Source organism: Streptomyces sp. JJ36 (assembly GCF_021696945.1).
Lineage (GTDB): Bacteria > Actinomycetota > Actinomycetes > Streptomycetales > Streptomycetaceae > Streptomyces.
This window is the reverse complement of sequence record NZ_JACYHE010000050.1, coordinates 24,227-42,556: the sequence shown is the minus strand read 5'-3', so window position 1 is coordinate 42,556 and position 18,330 is coordinate 24,227. Positions and strand designations below refer to the sequence as shown.

Here is an 18,330-nt window from a genome sequence, read left to right as displayed (position 1 = left end):
GCGCGGCCCGCTGACACGCCCCGGGCGCAGGCCGTAGGCGCGGGCTCGGGCGCGGCGCGGGAGTGCCGGGCGGCGCGGGAGTGCCGGGCGGTGCGGGAGTGCCGGGCGGTGCGGGTGGTCAGCTCTCGGCGGCCGGTGCGCCGAGCCCGCCGGACCGGCGAGGTGCGCGGGGGGCACGGGGCTCGCGGGGGCCACGGGGCTGGGTCCCCGCCGCACCGCCCCGGTCCGCGCGGGCCCCCGCCCACCACTCGTCCGGCGGCCGGAGCGCGTCCCAGCGCCGGTCCGCCTCGAGCTGGGCGGCCAGCGAGAGCAGCAGCGGCTCGCTGTTCGCCGGGCCCAGGAGCTGCGCCCCCAGCGGCAGGCCCTCGTCGGTGAACCCGGCGGGCACGTTGACCCCCGGCCAGCCGAGCACGTTCCACGGCCAGGCGTACGGGCAGTGGGCGATCATCGTCCGGTCCGTCTGCCAGGAGGTGAGCCCCTCGAAGGCCCCGATCCGGGGCGGCGGCAGGGCCGTGGTCGGCGTCAGGACGACGTCGAACCGGCGGAAGATCCCGCCGACCCGGCGGCGCAGCGGCCCCTCCGCCGCCCGTGCCGCACGCAGCACCGGGCCGCCCAGCAGCCGTCCGGTGCGGGCGGTGTCCCGGGTCCGCGGGTCCAGCAGCTCCGGGTCCGGCGCCCGCATCGACCAGTCCCGTACGCCCACCGTGGCACGCGGCAGGAAGGAGAGCCCCACCAGTCCGTACGGCGGGTCGGCCTCCTCGATCTCGTGGCCGAGCGCGGCCAGCCGCTCGGCGAGCTCGGCGACCCGCACCCGCACCCGCGGGTCGAGCCGCTTCGGGGTGGCCGTGAACGGCATCCGGAAGGAGAGGGCGATGCGGAGCCGCCCAGGATCACGCCCGGGCGCCCCGGCGAGGTCCACCGGGTCCGGCCGGTGCCGGTCGCCCTCGACGTTGCCGGCCGCCGCCGCCAGCAGCAGCGCGGCGTCGGCGACCGTACGCGTCAGGGTGCCGTGCGCGGTGATCCCCCGGAACGCCTCCGGGTCCGGCCAGGTGGAGAGGCGGCCGCGCTGCGGCTTCACCCCGATCAGATGGCACCAGGCGGAGGGGATACGGATGGAGCCCGCGCCGTCCGAGCCCAGCGCGCCGGCGACCAGCCCGGCCGCCACCGCCGCGGCCGAGCCCCCCGAGGAGCCGCCCGGAGTGTGCTCCGGCGCCCAGGGGTTGCGGGTGTCCCCGAAGGCCGGGCCCTCCGTGAAGGGCCACTGGCCGATCTCCGGGGTGTTGGTCTTGCCCACCACGACCGCGCCCGCAGCCCGCAGCCGGCGTACGACCTCGGCGTCGGCCGGCCGGGCCGGGAAGTCGCCCGGGCAGCCGAAGGCGGTGGGTTCGCCCGTCAGGTCGATGTCGTCCTTGATGGCGACCGGCACGCCCAGCAACGGCGCCCGCTCCCCCGCCGCAAGCCGCCGGTCGGCGGCGTCCGCCTCGGCCAGGGCCTCCTCGTGCCGCACGATGCGGAAGGCGTTGAGGGTGGGCTGGGCGGCGTCGACCCGGGCCAGGGCGCGCTCGGTGAGCCGCCGCGACGTCACCTCGCCGGCGGCGAGGGCCCGGGCCTGCTCCGCCAGCCCCTCGGGCGCGGCAGCCGTGTCACCGGTTCCGGTCACGTACGCCCCCTCCGGGGGCGGCGACGGCCCTGCGGCCGGGCGCCCCGCTACTCGCCAGTAAGTCCGGGGACCATCCTGGTGCACCGCGGCCGGGCCCACAACGCCGCCACGCGGAGGGAGGGAAAGAGAAGGGGAGGGAAGAAAGGGCGCGGGCGGGACCGGGGGAACGTGCCCCGCCCGCGCCGAACGCGCGAACCCGGAGGTACGGGGGGAACCTCGGGTGTATCGCGCAGCCGATGACCAGTCGGCTCACTTCTTACTGCGCCGGACCGCCGGAAAGTGTCACACCCGCCGTTCAGCGGAACGAAACGTCTGCGTTGTCCAGGTCTGCGGGGTGGAACGGGAGAGCCTGTGTGCCCAGCCGGGGGCGTCTACACGCCAGCTTCCCGGCGGTCGCGGGGATCCCGTCCCGGGCGCGGAGGGCGGAAGCCCGTCCCGGGCACGGGCAACGGGGCGCGCACAGCCGAACGCGCCGCCGTGCGGGGACGTTACCGGGGCCTCGCGGACCCGGTTGCCGCACGGGCCGTACGGGGCACGGCCTCCGCCCGGCGGGACGCGCCGCCGTGCGGTCGGGGCCGGAGCGGGCGCCGTGCCGACCGGACGGAAACGGGGATGCGCGCCACCGTGCGGGGGCCGACCCGGTGACCCCGGGGCACCACGCGCACCACACAGGCACGCGAGTTCGAGTCGGCGGGACGCGCGCCATGCGGTCGGCTGCGGGGAGCGGCGGCCTCGGGCGCCCAGCCGCCCGTACGGCCATGGGGTGCGTGCCGCCGGGAAGCCGCCCGGCGACGTGACGGGGCCCGGGCCGCGCCCGGGTCGGCGCGGGTTCAGCGCACGCGCGAACCGCCGCTCAGCGTACCGGTGGCTCCACCGGTGTCGGCGCCGCCCGCGGTGCCGGTGTCCGTCCCTCCGGTGCCGCCGCTCGTGACCCCACCGCTCGTGGTCGTGCCGCCGTCCGCGGCGCCACCGGTGGCGTCGCCCGGCTCGCCACTGTCGCCGGCTTCACCGCCGTCACCGACTTCGCCGCCGTCGCCGGACTCGCCACCGTCGCCCGACTCCCAGCCGTCGCCCGACTCACCACCGTCGCCCGACTCCCAGCCGTCGCCCGACTCACCACCGTCACCGGACTCACCACCGTCACCGGACTCACCACCGTCGCCCGACTCGCCGCCCCCGCTTCCCGCGCCGGCCGTGTCACCACCCGGGGTGTCGACGTCGGGCGCGCCGTCACCGACCTGACCGCCGTCGACGCCCGCACCGTCGTCGCCGGACTCACCGCTCAGCCCCTGCCTCCCGTCGTGCCGGGCGCAGAAGCCCAGCACGGCGTCCCGGCCTCCGGCCGCGCGCTCCAGCTTGCGCCGGGCGTCCGACTCCAGATTCTCGTTCTCGTACGGGGCGCAGAAGGCGTCCGCGAGTCGCCGCTTCTGCTGCTGCGTGAGGTCCTGGGGTTTCCAGTCGCCTTGGGGGAGGCCGTCGATGACCGTGCCGTCGCCGTGTTCGCCCGGCCCGGAGGTCTCACCGCCGGAGCGGTCGGCGTCCGGTCCCTCCGTGGACGCGGAGTCGGTGCCGCCGTGGCCGCCGTCCCGGCCACCGGTGTCCTGTTCGCGGTGCGGGTGCGCGGTGCCGTCCTCGTCGGGACTCACCACCGGTGTCGCGCTGGCCTCCGGGGGCGAGCCGCCGCTTCCGGCGCCGAAGGGCGTCGGCAGCACGCCGCTGCCCGTCGCGACCGCCACGCCGCCCAGCGCACAGCCGCCGAGCGCCACCGCCAGCCCGATCCGTACCGGTCGTCCCGGTTGCCCGGGGAGCAGGGTGCGCAGTGCGGACCGTATGCCTCCGCGGCGGTCGGCGGGCGGTTCCGCGCCCACCGAGCCGCTGCGGAGTACTCCTTTCTGTGCTTCCCGGAAGGCGGCGACCGCCGCCTCCTCGCCGCACAGTTCGCCGGAGGCTTCGTGGTGTACGCCGCGCAGTGATGCGGCGGCCAGGTCCTGCAAGATCCCGGCCAGCCGGTCCGGGTCGCCGTCCGGGAGCGGTTCGCCGTCCGGGAGCCGATCGCCGGCCGCCTGCTCGGCGTCGGGCTGCCCGGAGCTGCCGGCCCGGGGACCTTCCGGGTGGCCGGGGCCGCGTCTGCCGCTCGCCCCGCCGTCCTCCGGAAGCTCCGCAAGCCCAGGAAGCCCCACAAGTTCCGGGTCGTCCGAACCGTCCGCGCCGTCCGTTTCCGGACGTGCTGTCCCCCGGATGTCTTGCCCGTCGATCCGCAGACCACGCAGCAACTGCTCCGCGGCCTCCTCGTCCAGCCAGTCGTACCGGTCGTCGGGCATCACGTTTCCCTCAGCGTCCGCGCGGCGTTGTGCGTCACACCGGGTGTCAAGTCCCGCTGCGCCGACTCCTGCTGCCGGTCCCGCTCCTCCTCGGCGGACCCGCCGGGGACGCCGTCCTCCTCGTCCAGCAGTTCGGCGAGCTTGCGCAGCCCGCGGTGTGCGGCCGTGCGTACGGCGCCGGGGCGCTTCCCCAGCACCTGGGCGGCGCTCTTGGCGTCCAGCCCCATGACGACCCGCAGCACCACCGCCTCCGCCTGGTCCCGCGGAAGCCGGGAGATGAACTGCATGGTCCTGCCGGTGCCCAGGGCCTCCATGGCCTCGTCGGCCGTGTCGGCGCCGGCGGGCAGCGCGACCAGTTCGCTCTCGTCACCGCCGACCGCGGGCCGCCGGGAGCGCATCCGGATGTGGTCCAGCGCACGGTTCCGGGCGATACGGGCCGTCCAGCCGCGGAAGCGGTCGGCGTCCCCGGTGAAGCCGGTGAGGTCGCGCGCGATCTGCAGCCAGGCCTCGGAGGCGATGTCCTCGGCGTCGGGGTCGGGCACCAGGGTGCGTATGTAGCCGAGCAGCCGTGGATGCACGGCGCGGTACACCGTGCGGAAGGCGCACTCGTCCCCCGCCTGCGCCGCGCGAACGGCGGCGGTCAGCTCCGCGTCGTCCCCCTGCACGCCCGTGTCCTCGCCCCAACTTCGCGGTGTCGCGATGGTCCTGCCGGCGCCCCTGGCCGGACGCCCGTGCCGATGTTCGTTCATTACGTATCGACCTGTGTCGATGACTGCAAGCACGCTACGGCCAACCGTGCTTCCGCGTCCATGCCGGACCGGCGAGTAGTAGGGGGTGGGAGCCGGGTAACACATTCAACCCCCGCGGCGCTGAGGAGAGTACGGACCGCTGCTGGTCGGTGCGTCCGTACTCGACGGCGGCCGGGGTCTCTCCTGTGGGGGGTGGCGACCTCGGCCGTCTTCGCTTTCTCCCTCCGCCCCGCGCGCTCCGCGAGATTTTCTCCTCAAACTTCGCTCTTCCGAGTGATGCTTGAGCCGTCGCGGACGCTTGGTGAGTGACGGGGGCCTCCACCAGGGGCCCGCGAGCGACACTTTCACAGCCACACCGGACATAAGGGGCGGGACGTTTGAGTCCGCGTAGCGTACGTGCACGAAGAACACTCAGTCTGAAGAAGCGGGCGTGGTTCACGCTCGGTGCCGTGGTCCTCGGCGGGGCCGGCGCCATCAGCGTGGCCGTGGCCGAACCGTCGGACAAGGCCGCGCCTCCGGCGACGGCCGAGCCCGTGAAGATCCACTCGGTGAAGCTCAAGGACCGGGGCAAGGGCAAGAAGGGCGTCGACCGGCGCACCACCGAGCCGTTCAGCCTCGTGGGCATCTCCTGGCCGAAGAGTCGCGCCGACCTCGAGGGCCGCGCCCAGGTCCGTACGCGCAGCGCGGAGACGGGCGAGTGGAGCGCCTGGCACACCCTGGGCACCGACATCGAGGCGCCGGAGAGCCCGGAGGGCAAGGACCGCAACGCCCGCGGCGCCACCGAGCCCCGCTGGGTGGGCGCCTCGGACGGCGTCGAGGCCCGTGTCCTCGCCGAGGACGGCACCGCGACCGCCGGGCTGCCGGGGGGCATGCGGCTCGACCTGATCGACCCGGGCGTCACCAAGAAGGAGGCCAGGCAGGCCAACAAGGCGGGCACCCAGGCGCCCAGCCGGATCGCCGTCGACGAGCTCCCCGGCGGGATGAAGCCCGCGGGCTTCACGGCCCACGCCCCCGCCGCGGCCAAGGCCGACACCACGGCGAGCCCGTCGCCGAGCCCGGACGGCACCACGAGCCCCGAGCCGTCGCCGGGCAGCACCACCTCGTCCGAGCCGACCGGCTCCACCAGCCCGTCCGCCTCGACCAGCACCTCCTCGGAGCCGACGGCCACCGCGAGCCCGTCGCCGACCGAGACCACACCGGTGGCACCGCCGTCCACGGTGACCCGGCCGCCGATCGTCACCCGCGCGCAGTGGGGCGCCGACGAGTCGAAGGTCGAGGAGCCCTCGAACTACCTGGAGGACGGCATCAAGGCCGTCTTCGTGCACCACACCACGGACTCCAACAGCTACAGCTGCGCCCAGTCCCCGGCGATCGTCCGGGCGATCATGACGTACCACATCGAGTCCAACGGCTGGAACGACCTGGGCTACAACTTCCTGGTCGACAAGTGCGGCACCATCTTCGAGGGCCGGCACGGCGGCATCGACCTGCCGGTGTACGGCGCCCACACCTACGGCTTCAACAGCTACTCCACGGGCATCTCCGTCATCGGCAACTACGAGGAGCGCGGCGCGCCGCCGGCCCGGGTCACCGACGCGGTGGCGCGGCTGGCCGCCTGGAAGCTCGGCCAGTACGGCGGCGACCCGGAGGGCCAGGTCACCCTGGAGGCGCTGGGCGACACCGGCGTCTGGAGCAAGGGCGACCAGGCCACGCTGAACGTGATCTCCGGTCACCGGGACGCGTACGCCACCGCCTGCCCCGGTGAGTCCCTCTACGGCAAGCTGGGCGAGATCCGCCGGTTCGCCGGCAGCCCCGCGGCGAGCTCGGCCGTGCCGACCGCCGACCTGAACCGCGACGGCCTCGTCGAGATGGCGGCCGGCATGCCGCAGGCCACCGCCGGCGGCGCCTCGGAAGCGGGCATGGTCTCGATCCTCCCGGGCGGCATCAACGGCCCGGTGAAGACGCCGACGACGCTCGACCAGGACAGCGCGGGCGTGCCGGACGGCACCGAGGCGGGCGACCACTTCGGCGAGTCCACCGCCTACGGCGACCTCAACCACGACGGTCACGCCGACCTCGTCGTCGGGGTGCCCGGCGAGGAGACCGGCGGCGGCGCCGGCGACCACGGCGCGGTGAACGTGCTCTACGGCCCGGACCTCACCACCGGCGCGGAACTCCTGGCGCCGGAGGCCGAGCGGACCGGCGGCGCGCACTTCGGCCAGTCGGTCGAGGTCGCCGACGTGGACAGCGACGGCTACGCCGACGTCGTGGTGACCGCCCCGGGCGCACCGGGCTCCTGGTACCTCTTCGACGGCGAGACCCTGAACCCGGCCGGCTCCGGGACGCTGGGCGACACCGCCTACTCCGGTGACACCCGCTTCCCCGCCGCCACCAGCGCGGACTTCGACCGGGACGGCTACGCCGACGTGGCGGTCAACTTCCGCGACCCGGACGGCCGGGGACGCGTGGTCGTGCTGAACGGCTCGTCGAGCGGCCTGCAGCGGGACGGCATCCTCTCCACCCTGGGCGGCCGCTCCGTCGACGCCGGTGACACCGACGGCGACGGCTACCCGGACCTGGCGATCGGCCAGCCGTACGCCTCGGAGTCCGACGCGGTGCCGGGCGGCCAGGTGACCGTGGTGCGCGGCTCCTCCGGCGGCCTCACCACCAGCGGCCTGAAGACCGTCGACCAGGACACCCCCGGGGTGCCCGGCGGAGTCGAGGGCGGGGACGCCTTCGGCTTCTGGGTCTCGGTGGGTGACACCAACGACGACAACCGCGCCGAGGTGCTGGTCGGCGCCCCGCGCGAGGACCTCTCGCGGGACGGGGAGCACCGCTCCAACGCCGGCATGATCAACCTGCTCTACGGCGCTTCCGGCGGCGTCACCGGCGACGGGGCGCACGGCTACAGCCAGAACTCCGCCGGCATCCCGGGCGCCACCGAGGACGAGGACCGGTTCGGCTCCTCGGTGCAGCTCGCCGACGTCACCGGCTGGGGCCGTACGGACCTGGCCATCGGCGTGGACGGGGAGAACAACCAGGACGGCGGGGTCGTCACGATCCCGGCGGGCAGCGCGGGCATCGATCCGCAGTACGCAGACTTCGTCCACCCCAGCGACTTCGGCAGCCCGGCGGGCGCCAAGCTGGGCTACGCGCTGAAGCCGTGACGCGGCTCCGGCGCCCCGCCTGAGGCGGGGCGCCGGACACGTCACCGTCTGACGCCGTGACGCGGTGCGGCTCCGGCCGCACCGCGTTCCACACCACCGGCCGGGGCCGGGCGGGATGCTCCCGCCCGGCCCCGGCCGCTGTGCTGTCCGGGCAGCTCCGCGCGGACCGCCGCGCGATCGGGGCCCACCGCGTCCGGCGGGCCGGCGGGCCGACTGAGGGTACGGCGGCACACTCGACGCGGCCGCGCCGTGCCGGGGATCCCCTGCGCATGCTGCCCGGCCACCGACGTGACCACCGCACGGCGCGGGCTCCCCGCGCCGAACGCGGCAGCCCCGAAGGGCGGCGCGCACTGGGTGCGCACCGCCCTCGCCGCCGCGCTCGGCGGCTCAGTGCCCGGAGGCCGGGTCGGCCTCGCCCGGCCAGTAGGCGGGCACCGCCTCCGCGGGCCCCGGGGTGGTCCCCAGCGCGCCGTCGAGCAGGCTCACCGCTTCCGCCGGGTCGGCGTGACCGCCTCTCGGCGGGTGCCCGACGGCCTCCCCGCCGGGGCCTTCCGCGACCCGGTCGTCGTCGGGAAGCGCGTCCGCGAGGCGGCGCTCCCCGGCCGGCGCGGCCACGGGCAGCAGCTCCTCCGCCGGGAACCCGCCCTCGCCGGGCATGCCCCACTGCGTCCGCGCGTACAGGTCCTCGAACGCCACCTCGGCGCCGAACTCCCGCATCATCCGCTGCGAGTTCTCCCGCGCGTACCGCACCGCCGCCTCGCGCAGGGTCACACCCGCCGTGTCGGCCCGGCTCATCAGGCCGCGGACCAGGGGCCGCATCTGGGAGGAGAGCCGGCTGCACGCCCCGGAGGGGCTCACCACCTCGCCGAGGATCACCCACCAGGCTCCGGCCGCCGCACCCGTGTTGGCGATGAAGTCCGGGATCACCGTGACGCCGCGGTCCGCCAGCCGCCGCTCGGCCTCCGGCGTGGTGGGCACGTTCGCGGCCTCCACCACCAGGCTCCCCCGGATGCGGTCGCAGTTCTCCTCGGTGATCGTGTACGAGACCGCGGCCGGGACCAGCACGTCCACGTCCTGGCTCAGCCACTCCTCGCCCGGGCGCTCCACGTCGTCCTCGCGCAGCACGGACCGGTCGATGACACCGGAGGAACTGCGTGCCGAGAGCAGCAGCTCCACGTCCAGTCCCCGGGTGGTGTTGAGGATGAGGCCCCGGGCGTCGGTGATGCCCGTGATCCGCACGCCCGCGCGGGCGAGGTAGAGCGCGGTGGAGCCGCCCATCGCGCCGAAGCCCTGCACCACGGCGCGGGCCGACCCGGCGGCGACCTTCCGCTGCTCCAGGGCCGCGAGGGCGGCCTCGGCGACGCCGTAGCCGCCGATCAGCTCGGAGAGCTTCAGGCCCTCGCTCTCGGTGGTGAAGGCGTGCCGGATGCGGGAGCGCACCTCGGTCTCGTCCTCGGCCCGCAGCACGGCCGCGTGGAAGGAGGTCTCGCCGAGCCCGACCCGGGCGAACGACGCGTCCAGCCGCTCCTGCTGGGTCCCGAGGTCGCCCGCGGTCACCCAGAAGCGCTCCAGCAGCGGCCGCACGCCGCGCAGGAACCGCTCGCGCACCTCGTCCGCCCGCGGGTCGGACGGGTCGAAGTCGATGCCGCCCTTGGCGCCCCCGACGTGGATGCCGAAGGCCCCCATCTTGAGGGTCATCTCCCGGGCGAGCTCGCCCACCTCGTGCAGCGTGCAGCCGGGGCGCATGCGCAGCCCTCCGGTGGCGATGCCCGTGACCAGCCGGTCGATCACGACGAACCCGCGCGCCGGTGTCTCCGTGTCGCGCCAGGTGATCTGCAGATAGGGCTCATGCTCGAGGACCTGCAAAGGCTTCTCGACGACGGTCTGCGTCATTCGGCACTCACCCTTTCAGCAACTGATCGACACGTGCACTCTCAGAAAATGCGGGCACGGCAATTCCGCGCACGGCACTTTCGCTCACAGGCCCGCAGGGGTCGCCGCCGCTCCCGGGTTTTTTCCACCCGGGAACATTCGGCGCCCGATAGGGCAGGAAGGGTCGCGCCCGCAGGGCACACGCAGGGTGCGCCCGCATGGCAACGCGACAAGGTACGACGGAAGTACGACGGAAACACGCAGAGAACGCGCAGAGAAAACATCTCATTGCGTTGTGCTTAGGGCCCACTGTGAGGTCACGGTTCACGGCCTGTCAAGACTTCCCAGGACCCCCCTCGCCCACTCGGGTTTCAGCCCCTGACCGGGGGAATCGAGCAGGAAATCGAACGGACTCCGCGGGCCTGCGACGGGGCACCCGGAGGTGCTACCGGAACGCCGTTCCGGGGGCGTGCGAAGGGGCCTCGGGAGGGGCCTCCGGGGCCGCCTCCCAAGCCGCCTCCCGGCACCCTTCCGGGGGCCGGCCCGGCGCGCCTTTCCGGCACCGCCCGAGACCCTCCCGGCCCTCCCCGCCCCCCTTCCGGGGCGCGCCCGGCGCACCGTCCCGGCGACCTCCCGTACTCCGTCCGCCGCTCCGCTCCCCCGCGCCTCGCGTGCGCCCTCCCCGGCCCCCGCCACGGTGGCGCACCTCACACACCCGATGCGCCCCGGTCGTACAACCCTGTACCACCCGGCCTGGTCCAACGGACACGCCCTCCGTACGTGCGGACGGCGCGGGCGCACACACACCAGGCGAAAGGTTGTCCGAGTGAGTGAGCCGGTCGGCGGGGAGGACGACGCCGCGGGCACGCGGCGCCACTCCCGGGGGGAGCTGACCGCGGAGGTCCGGGCCGCCCAGCAGGGCGACGAGCAGGCCTTCCGCGTGCTCTACCGCACCCTGACCCCCGAACTCCTCCGCTACGCCGGGGTCATCGTCGGCCAGGACGCGGAGGACGTGGTGGCGGAGGCCTGGCTCCAGGTCGCCCGCGACGTGATGCGCTTCGACGGCGACGGACCGGCCTTCCGGCGCTTCGCGCTGGCGGTCACCCGCAACCGCGCGCGGGACCTGGTACGCCGGAGGAGACGCCGGGTACCCGAGGTGACCGTGCCCTGGGACGAACTGCCCGAGTCCCGGGACCCCCTGACAGGCGGCGTGCCCGACGTCGCGGAGACCGCCGGGGCCCGGTTCTCGGCGCAGGAGGTGCTGGAGCTCATCGGGACCCTGCCGGAACCCCAGGCGGAGGCGGTGGTGCTGCGGGTCCTCCTCGACCTGGACACGAAGGGCGCGGCACAGGTGCTCGGCAAGCGCCCGGGCGCGGTGGCCATGGCCCTCTCCCGGGGCCTCAAGCGCCTCGCGCACCTGGTGGAACGACCGGCCGAGACGGCGGCGGTACGGAGATGAACGAGATCGACAAGACGAGGAACTGCGGTCCCGGAGAAGCGTCCCCGCAGCCGCAGGCCGGGGACGGCTGGGGCCGGGGCGCGACGGCCCCGTACGGTACGGACCCCGGCAGCACTGCCCCGGACGCCACGGACCCCGGCACCGCGAACCCCGACGGCACCGGCTGGGACGCCGCGGCACTGCGCCGTCTGATCGCAGCCGGCGGCGCCGGTGCGGCCGGCGCCGCCGGCTCCGTGGAGGCGGACCCGAACGGTACGGACCACACACCCGGCGCACACCCCGGTCCGGCCGGCCGCGCCCGGGCCGGTCAGGACTCCGCCCACCCGGAGTGGTGCGGGTGCCCGGCGCCCGTCCACCGGCCTGCTCCCGCGGCGTCCGGCGACCCGTCGGCTCCCGGCTCCGGCATGCCCCCCGACGCCGCCCTGCGCGACCTCGCCGCCGCGCTCAACACCGCCCGCACGGCCCGCCCGGGGCCGCTTCCCGACCCCGGCCCCGCACTGGCCGCCTACCGCGCGGAGGCCGGTACGGCCCGCGCCCCGGCACCGGCTCCCGGCACCCTGACCCGGCTGCGCCGCTGGGGCCGCCGCCTGGGCCGCGCCCGTACGAGCGCCCTGGCCGGGGCGCTCGTCGCGGCGCTCGGCGGCGGCGTGGCCGTGGCCGCCGGCGGCGTGCCGTTCACCTCCCCCGGCGACGACACGTCCCCCGCACACGGCTTCCCCTCCCCCGGCGCCTCCCCGCCGGCGGAACCGTCGGACGCACAGGACGCGGCCCCGGACCGTACGGACCACCGCAACGCCCCGCACCCGGCCGCCCCCTCCGGCGGTGCCTCGACGCTCGCGGAGAAAGGGGACGGCGTCACGGCTTCCGGGACGCCCGGACCGCCCACCGTGCAGCACCTGGTGGCGCAGTGCCGGATCCATGCCCGGGACCCGCATGTGACGCTGCCCGCCGTCACCACGGCGGCGGGCGGCGAGGACCGCGTCCCCGCCTACTGCGCCCGCCTGCTCGCCGCCCACCCGGCACCGCGGCCCACCCCGGACGCCCCGGTACGGCAGGACGAACCGTCCGGCGTACCGTCCGCCGACCCCACCGACCCGGCCGCGGACCCCGCGGACGCCGCGGACCCGGCGCAGTCACCCGGTGCGCCGGAGGCGGCTCCCGGCAAGTCCGCGCCCTGACACCGGGTTCCGTACGTCACCATCGAGGGGAAGCGGGCGACCGGACGCCGGGAAGACGGGAGGGGACATGCGGTACGTGATCGCGGCCGGACGGGTGCTCACCGGGCCCGGCGGGCAGGTGCTGCGGGACGGTGCGGTGCTGGTGGAGCAGGACCGTATCGCGGCCGTCGGGCCCCGGACGGAGGTGGAGGCCCGGGCCGGCGAGGACGCCGAGCGGGTGGACCTCCCCGGCGGCACCCTGCTGCCCGGCCTCGTCGACTGCCATGTGCACCTGGTCCTGGACGCCGGACCGGACCCGGTCGGCGCCCTGGAGGCCGCGGACGAGGCGGAGGTGTGGGCCGGCATGGCGGACCGGGCGGCGCGGCTGGTCCGTACGGGCGTCACGACCGTACGGGACCTGGGCGACCGCGACGGGCTGGTGTTCCGGCTGCGGGCGGCGATCGCGCGCGGCGAACTGCCCGGGCCACGCATCCTCGCCGCGGGAACCCCGCTCACCCCGCCCGGCGGCCACTGCCACTATCTCGGCGGCGAGGTCGACGGTCCCGGGTCGATCCGGGAGCTGATCCGGCGGAACGCGGCGCGCGGCGCCGACGTGATCAAGGTGATGGCCACCGGCGGCGGGCTGACCAAGGACGGGCCGGCGATATGGGAGTCCCAGTTCGCCCCGGCCGAGCTCGGACTGGTCGTCCGGGAGGCCCGGGCGCACGGTCTGCCGGTGGCGGCGCACGCGCACGGCACGGACGGGATCGCGGCCGCCGTCGCCGCGGGCGTGGACACCGTCGAGCACTGCACCTGGATGGCGCGCGGCGGCTTCGACGTCCGCCCGGAGCTCGTCGCGGAGCTGGCCGCCCGGGAGATCGCCGTGTGCCCGGCGGCCAGTCCCAACTGGCGCGGCCTCGCCGACCGGTTCGGGCGGGAGCGCGCGGAGGAGATGTTCGCGCGCGTCCGCTGGATGGCCGAGCAGGGGGTGCGGCTGCTCTCCGGCACGGACGCCGGGGTGCCGTACGCGGTCTTCGACGACCTGGTCTCCAGCCTCGGCTTCTACAGCCACCTCGGCTTCCCGCCCGCACGGGTGCTCGACATGGCGACGGTGGACGCCGCCCGCGCCCTCGGCCTGGAAGGGGTGACCGGCCGCCTCGCGCCCGGTCACCGCGCCGACCTGCTCGCCGTGGACGGCGACCCCCTCACCGGCCTGGAGGCCCTCCGCGCCGTCCGCCTCGTCATGACCGCCGGCCACCCCCACCACCCAGTGCCCACCGGCCCGTACGGCACCGGCGCCCGTTCCTCCCTCGGAGTGCCCGAGTGACCCGGATGCGGCTGATCGTCTGCCTGCCGCCGGAGAGCCGTGCCGACGTGCACAAGGAACTGGCCCGCGCGCTGGGGCCGTTCGAGATGTACTCCGGGGTCGAGTGGCGAGAGATGTGGGACCGGTGGGCGATACGGGGACCCCAGGACGGCCTGGGGTTTCCCCTCCGGCCGGGATACGAGGGAAGTCCGGAGCTGGTGCACGACGACCCCCGGTACGACGGCCCCCCCTGCCCGCCCTCCCCGGCCGGTGCGCCGGAGGTCCCAAGGGCATGCTGGACACGTCTTCCCTGCACACCCGGGACCACTTCGTGCTGCTCACCCGGGACGGCTGGTGGATCGAGGACGGTCATGCGGTCCACGCCGCGTGCGACGGGCCCCGCAGGTGCCCGCACCTGAGCACCGGGGAGACCTACGCTGCGGACCCGCTCGCGTATGTGCGGTCCCTGCCGGAAACGGCCTACCTGGTGAACGTACTGTGTCACGGCTGACGCCGGTGCGGGCGTGCAGCCGGCCGGGGCCGCCGGCCCCGCGGGCCTGCACGGGAAGGAACGCATGTACACGCTGCGACTGCGACGACTGCTGAACCTCCTGAGGCTGCTGGACGTGGTCGCGGCCGAGCCGCTGCTCCAGATCGGCCTCTGGAGAAGAGCGGTCACCGCCCGGCGGGCGTCCGGCCCCCGAGCCGGGTACTCGGAACGGCCTGCGTCGTGACAGCCCCGCGTTCCCCGGGACGAGGGCCGCAGTGCGCGTGGCCGGCGCAGAGCGCGACACTGGGGCGCATGACAACGGGTTGGTCGCGCCACGCGCATGCCTACGGCCCCGCCGACGACGTCCCACGTCTCCTCGCGGAGGCCGGTGACCCGGACCCCGACGTGGCCGAGGAGGCATGGGAGGAACTGTGGTCCTCCCTGTGCCACCAAGGGACCGTCTACCCGGCGAGCTTCCTTGCCCTCCCCCTCCTGGCGGACATCGCGGCCTCCCGAAGGCCCGGCGACCAGCACCAGGCGATCGCGCTGGCCGGCCGGATCGTCGCCGGAGCGAACCGGCTTCACCAGTCGGGATACGTACGTACGCGCTACCCGGAGGCGTTCGGCGAACTGCACCGGGCAGCTCTGCACCACCTGAGGAAGGGGCGTTTCGACAGCGAGGAGACGGACTGTCTCCACCTGCTTCAGGACCTCCTCGCCTTCGAGGGCGTACCGGTGTGGGACGACTGCCTGCTCCCCGGTCTCCACGACGTGGTGTGCCCGTGCTGTTCGGCGTCCCTCGAACTCGACTTCTGCGAGGAGCAGCCCGGCACTCGCCGTCGCGATCCCGAGGAGCAGGTGCGGCGCCTCAACTTCAAGGGCCCGGCGCCGGCCCCGATCAGGCCGGCGGGCCTCTCGGAACTCCGGCCTCCGGCGCCCCGGCTGCACCGCCTGGCCGTCCACGCCGGACAGCCCGCCGCGGCCGAGCACCTGACCCGTCTCTTCGGACGGACGACCTGCCCCGACTGTGACGAGGAGTTCTCCGTACCCCCGCAGATCGAGGCGCAGGTTCCGGAAGCGCCGAGCACTCTGCGCCAGCAGGCCGGCGGATGAGCACCGTGGTGAGCCCCACCGGGAGGGGACGGGCGTCCGTCCGACGTGGCCTGGCCGTACCGGCGGTGTGTGCGGTCCTGCTGGCCGGGTGCGGTGGTGGGGACGGCCGGACTTCCCCGGACGGCGGGCAGCACCCGAAGGCGTCCGCGACGCCGGACGGTGGCGTACGGCGGGACGCGAAAGCGGTGACGGAGTACTTCCCCGAGTTCGGCGCTCTCCAGTCGGTGGTGTGGAAGGGCGAGGTGCTCGGGGAGGGAAGGTCTGCGGTGCCCGGACCGTCGGATCTGCGGGTCTCCGGTGTGGCGGTGCTGACCGCGGCGGCCGCCGGGGAGCTGCGGACGGCCTACGCGTGGCAGGACGCCCCGGGCACACCGTCGGTGCTCGCGGACGTACGGCCGCACGTACCGGAGAGTCCCCGTTGGCAGGTGAGCGACGCCTTCACCTCCGCCGTCACCGGAGAACGGTACTCCGGCTCCTTCTCCGTGGACTTCACCCGCAAGGTCGTCGTGTTCGACACCAGGAACCCGGAGAAGCCGCCGTCATCGGGGGGCGCATGACGCATGAAGAGCGAACACCTCGTCGCATGCTGGGCGGGCTTCCGCCCTGCGCCGGAGCCGCGCTTTCCACCGCATCGTGCCACTGCGCCGCGGCGGCGCCCTCTTGGTCGCACTCCGGGGTTCGAGCCCTACGCAGGACGGGCTGTGGAGGCCGTCTGGCAGGCTGTGGCACCTGTCCTGCGTTCCAGGGAAGCCGAAGAATTCCGGGACGGAACCCGGAAAGCCTCCCCGTCGTGGGCGAAGGGACCGCGGGAACACAGCGTGCAGAGTGACTCCTGAACGTCCGGGTGACACCGGCCCGCCGGTGACGGTCAGGCCGGCGCCCGGAAGAGCAACCGTCGCTCACCTCGGGCCGGGTACCGGGTGCTGGGGGCCGGCCGGTCAGTGGGGGTATGCGGTCGCCCGGTTCAGGGCGCTCGGGGTGGCGATGCGCAGGAAGGGAATGATCACCAGCAGGGTCGCCACGGCGAAGACGGCGAACGCCGCCCGCAGACCGAACCACTCGGCGAGTACGCCCACCAGGCCGGCGCCGAGCGGCATCGCGCCCCAGCTGAACAGGCGGGCGGCCGCGTTGTACCGTCCCATCAGCTCGGTCGACACCAGGCGCTGGCTGATGGTCCGCGAGTTGACCGTCCAGAGCACCCCGCCCATGCCACCGGCGAAGGCGCTCGCCGCCACCAGCCACAGGTTGGTGGTGAGCGCCGGCGCAGCCACCATGGCGGCGGTGCCCACCAGATCCGCGAACATGGCCCACCGCCGGCCCAGCAGTCGGTTGAGGGTGGTCACGGTCAGGGCGCCGACCAGGCCACCGGCTCCGAGCGCGCTGAGCAGCATGCCGTACTGCTGCGCGTCCAGTCCCATCAGCTGCGTCGCGACCAGCGGCATCAGGGCGAGCCAGGCACCCCAGCAGGAGCACAGCACGGTCAGGGCGAGTGCCATCATCCGCAGGAGCCGCTGGCGCCACAGGAACCGCACCCCTTCGGCGATGCGCTGATTCACCGTGCCGGTCGGTCCGGCGCCGTCCGGGCGAGGCGCGAAACGGCCTGCGAGGAACGCGAGCACCAGCATGCCCAGTACGTACGCGACGCTTGTCGCCCCCAGGGCGACGCTCGCACCGGCGGCGATCAGGAGGCCGCCGACGAAGGGGCCACAGAACTCGTTGCATACCGTCTCGGCGCCGGCCACCCAGGCATTGGCGCGCTCCAGGCCCCTCGGGGCGACGGCGGCCGGCACGAGGGCGGTGGCGGAGGTCAGAGCGATGACCTCGGCGACGCCCAGCGCGAGGCCTCCGCTGTAGAGCACCGGAAGGCTCATGGTGCCGGTACCGATACCGCCGAGCAGGGCCGCGATGGCCACCAGCCGGACGAGATTTGCGGCCCACAGCAGCCGGCGCCGGTCGAAGCGGTCCACCAGGACTCCGACATGGAGCGCGGTCAGCAGCCACGGCAACGTCAGCGTCAACGCCACCCCGGACACCTGGGCCGGCGAGTGGGTGATCTGCGTCGCCAGCAGGGGCAGCGCCACCTTGGTGACGCCGTCGGCGAGGTTGGTGACGGCGGTGAAGATCACGAGCACGGCGGTGTTCCGCGGCGTGGCGTCCAGTGGGTGCGTCGGCGGGCTCGTTGCCGCCGAGGTCTTCACCGGCCCCTGCGGGGTGCCGAGGGCCGCGTCTGCGGTGGCGCTCTCCATCAAGTAACCCCCTAATCGATTTGGGTGGTTAGCATAGCAGCGCACACCTCACCGCGCCTGTAGACTGCGGTTAACCAGACACAGAGTTTGACTGGTTAACCATCCTGCTCGTGAGGAGGGAGCATGTCCGGACAGCCGGAAGCGGCCGAGCTGATCGCCGGCTTCGCGAACACGGTCGATCTGGAGAGCGGGCGGGACGAACTGGCCGGCGCCGAGGGACTGGCTCGCTGGCTGACCCGCACGGGGCTGGTGCGGCAGGCGCCGCGGGTGACCGATGCGGATGTGCAGGCCGCGCGGGATCTGCGCACCGGCATACGCGAGGCGCTGAGCGACGGCGCCCGCCCACCGTCACCGCACCGGCTCGCACTGGGCGACGCCGTACTGGCGCGCCTCCCGGTACTGGTCACCCTGACACCCCGGGCCGCGCTTCCGGCCACGGGTGCACCGCAGTCGGCCCTCGGTCCTTCCCCCGACCTCGCCCCGGTGCCGCACGCCATGGCCAGGCTGGCCGCGGCGTGGGCCGAACTTGCGCTGACCGGTCAGGCGCAGCGGTTGAAGCGGTGCGCGAACCAGGGGTGCGGCGAGGTGTTCTGGGACACCTCCCGGAATCACAGCCGCCGCTGGTGCTCCATGCAGGTCTGCGGTAACCGGGCGAAGGCCCGGCGTCACACTGCTCGCCGTACGACGCCGGACGGGGCCTAGCGGACGGGGCTCAGGACCAACGCCGTCGGTCAGCCGCCCTGGTGGGCCCGGCGAGGGGTTGGTCCTGAGCTGGACGGATCCGGTGGCT

The 18,330-nt window shown here is 74.8% G+C and carries 14 protein-coding genes; 9 read left to right on the top strand and 5 right to left on the bottom strand.

What is annotated here, in order from left to right:
• Positions 1 to 118: 118 nt before the first annotated feature.
• From HOY81_RS18565 to HOY81_RS18555, 3 genes are all read right to left on the bottom strand, one after another.
• Positions 119 to 1,660, bottom strand: a complete 1,542-nt coding sequence (locus HOY81_RS18565; RefSeq protein WP_237321571.1) for an amidase — start codon at positions 1,658 to 1,660, stop codon at positions 119 to 121.
• An 830-nt stretch (positions 1,661 to 2,490) separates the two neighbouring features.
• On the bottom strand, positions 2,491 to 3,981 hold the full coding sequence (locus HOY81_RS18560; protein WP_237321570.1) for a hypothetical protein: 1,491 nt from the start codon (positions 3,979 to 3,981) through the stop codon (positions 2,491 to 2,493).
• Positions 3,981 to 4,646 carry an RNA polymerase sigma factor gene (locus HOY81_RS18555; RefSeq protein WP_237321569.1) on the bottom strand — a complete coding sequence of 222 codons (666 nt, stop codon included), beginning with the start codon at positions 4,644 to 4,646 and terminating at the stop codon, positions 3,981 to 3,983. Before HOY81_RS18555 ends, HOY81_RS18560 begins: the two co-directional genes overlap by 1 nt.
• A 533-nt stretch (positions 4,647 to 5,179) precedes the next feature.
• Here HOY81_RS18555 and HOY81_RS18550 point away from each other — a divergent pair.
• Complete coding sequence (locus HOY81_RS18550) at positions 5,180 to 7,897, top strand: N-acetylmuramoyl-L-alanine amidase (RefSeq protein ID WP_237321568.1); 2,718 nt, start codon at positions 5,180 to 5,182, stop codon at positions 7,895 to 7,897.
• Positions 7,898 to 8,284: 387 nt separating this feature from the next.
• Here HOY81_RS18550 and HOY81_RS18545 read toward each other — a convergent pair whose 3' ends face one another.
• A complete protein-coding gene (locus tag HOY81_RS18545; RefSeq protein ID WP_237321567.1) occupies positions 8,285 to 9,790 on the bottom strand; it encodes a Glu/Leu/Phe/Val dehydrogenase dimerization domain-containing protein in 1,506 nt (501 codons plus the stop codon).
• An 805-nt stretch (positions 9,791 to 10,595) separates the two neighbouring features.
• On the opposite strand from HOY81_RS18545, the gene HOY81_RS18540 reads away from it, so the two are divergent.
• From HOY81_RS18540 to HOY81_RS18510, 7 genes are all read left to right on the top strand, one after another.
• Positions 10,596 to 11,228, top strand: coding sequence for an RNA polymerase sigma factor (locus HOY81_RS18540; protein ID WP_237321566.1), 633 nt, complete (start codon positions 10,596 to 10,598; stop codon positions 11,226 to 11,228).
• The gene (locus HOY81_RS18535; RefSeq protein ID WP_237321565.1) at positions 11,225 to 12,406 is read left to right on the top strand and encodes a hypothetical protein; all 1,182 of its coding nucleotides are present in this window, start codon (positions 11,225 to 11,227) and stop codon (positions 12,404 to 12,406) included. Before HOY81_RS18540 ends, HOY81_RS18535 begins: the two co-directional genes overlap by 4 nt.
• A gap of 67 nt (positions 12,407 to 12,473) precedes the next feature.
• A complete protein-coding gene (locus HOY81_RS18530) occupies positions 12,474 to 13,712 on the top strand; it encodes an amidohydrolase family protein (RefSeq protein WP_237321564.1) in 1,239 nt (412 codons plus the stop codon).
• A 271-nt stretch (positions 13,713 to 13,983) separates the two neighbouring features.
• A complete protein-coding gene (locus HOY81_RS18525) occupies positions 13,984 to 14,202 on the top strand; it encodes a hypothetical protein (RefSeq protein WP_237321563.1) in 219 nt (72 codons plus the stop codon).
• Positions 14,203 to 14,266: 64 nt separating this feature from the next.
• The gene (locus HOY81_RS18520) at positions 14,267 to 14,425 is read left to right on the top strand and encodes a hypothetical protein (RefSeq protein WP_237321562.1); all 159 of its coding nucleotides are present in this window, start codon (positions 14,267 to 14,269) and stop codon (positions 14,423 to 14,425) included.
• Between the two features lie 68 nt (positions 14,426 to 14,493).
• Positions 14,494 to 15,294: a hypothetical protein gene (locus HOY81_RS18515; protein WP_237321561.1), complete on the top strand. Its 801-nt coding sequence runs from the start codon at positions 14,494 to 14,496 to the stop codon at positions 15,292 to 15,294.
• Positions 15,295 to 15,479: 185 nt separating this feature from the next.
• Positions 15,480 to 15,851, top strand: coding sequence for a hypothetical protein (locus tag HOY81_RS18510; protein WP_237321560.1), 372 nt, complete (start codon positions 15,480 to 15,482; stop codon positions 15,849 to 15,851).
• A 381-nt stretch (positions 15,852 to 16,232) separates the two neighbouring features.
• Here the strand turns inward: HOY81_RS18510 and HOY81_RS18505 are convergent, their stop codons facing one another.
• Complete coding sequence (locus HOY81_RS18505) at positions 16,233 to 17,540, bottom strand: MFS transporter (protein WP_237321559.1); 1,308 nt, start codon at positions 17,538 to 17,540, stop codon at positions 16,233 to 16,235.
• A 123-nt stretch (positions 17,541 to 17,663) separates the two neighbouring features.
• On the opposite strand from HOY81_RS18505, the gene HOY81_RS18500 reads away from it, so the two are divergent.
• Positions 17,664 to 18,242, top strand: a complete 579-nt coding sequence (locus HOY81_RS18500) for a CGNR zinc finger domain-containing protein (RefSeq protein ID WP_237321558.1) — start codon at positions 17,664 to 17,666, stop codon at positions 18,240 to 18,242.
• The last annotated feature ends 88 nt before the right edge of the window (positions 18,243 to 18,330 follow it).

What these genes read in the sequence shown, in the direction of transcription:
- HOY81_RS18560 (WP_237321570.1), bottom strand. Translation starts at nt 3,981, where the DNA reads ATGCCCGACGACCGGTACGACTGGCTGGACGAGGAGGCCGCGGAGCAG.
- HOY81_RS18545 (WP_237321567.1), bottom strand. Translation starts at nt 9,790, where the DNA reads ATGACGCAGACCGTCGTCGAGAAGCCTTTGCAGGTCCTCGAGCATGAG.
- HOY81_RS18535 (WP_237321565.1), top strand. Translation starts at nt 11,225, where the DNA reads ATGAACGAGATCGACAAGACGAGGAACTGCGGTCCCGGAGAAGCGTCC.
- HOY81_RS18530 (WP_237321564.1), top strand. Translation starts at nt 12,474, where the DNA reads ATGCGGTACGTGATCGCGGCCGGACGGGTGCTCACCGGGCCCGGCGGG.
- HOY81_RS18525 (WP_237321563.1), top strand. Translation starts at nt 13,984, where the DNA reads ATGCTGGACACGTCTTCCCTGCACACCCGGGACCACTTCGTGCTGCTC.
- HOY81_RS18520 (WP_237321562.1), top strand. Translation starts at nt 14,267, where the DNA reads ATGTACACGCTGCGACTGCGACGACTGCTGAACCTCCTGAGGCTGCTG.
- HOY81_RS18515 (WP_237321561.1), top strand. Translation starts at nt 14,494, where the DNA reads ATGACAACGGGTTGGTCGCGCCACGCGCATGCCTACGGCCCCGCCGAC.
- HOY81_RS18505 (WP_237321559.1), bottom strand. Translation starts at nt 17,540, where the DNA reads ATGGAGAGCGCCACCGCAGACGCGGCCCTCGGCACCCCGCAGGGGCCG.
- HOY81_RS18500 (WP_237321558.1), top strand. Translation starts at nt 17,664, where the DNA reads ATGTCCGGACAGCCGGAAGCGGCCGAGCTGATCGCCGGCTTCGCGAAC.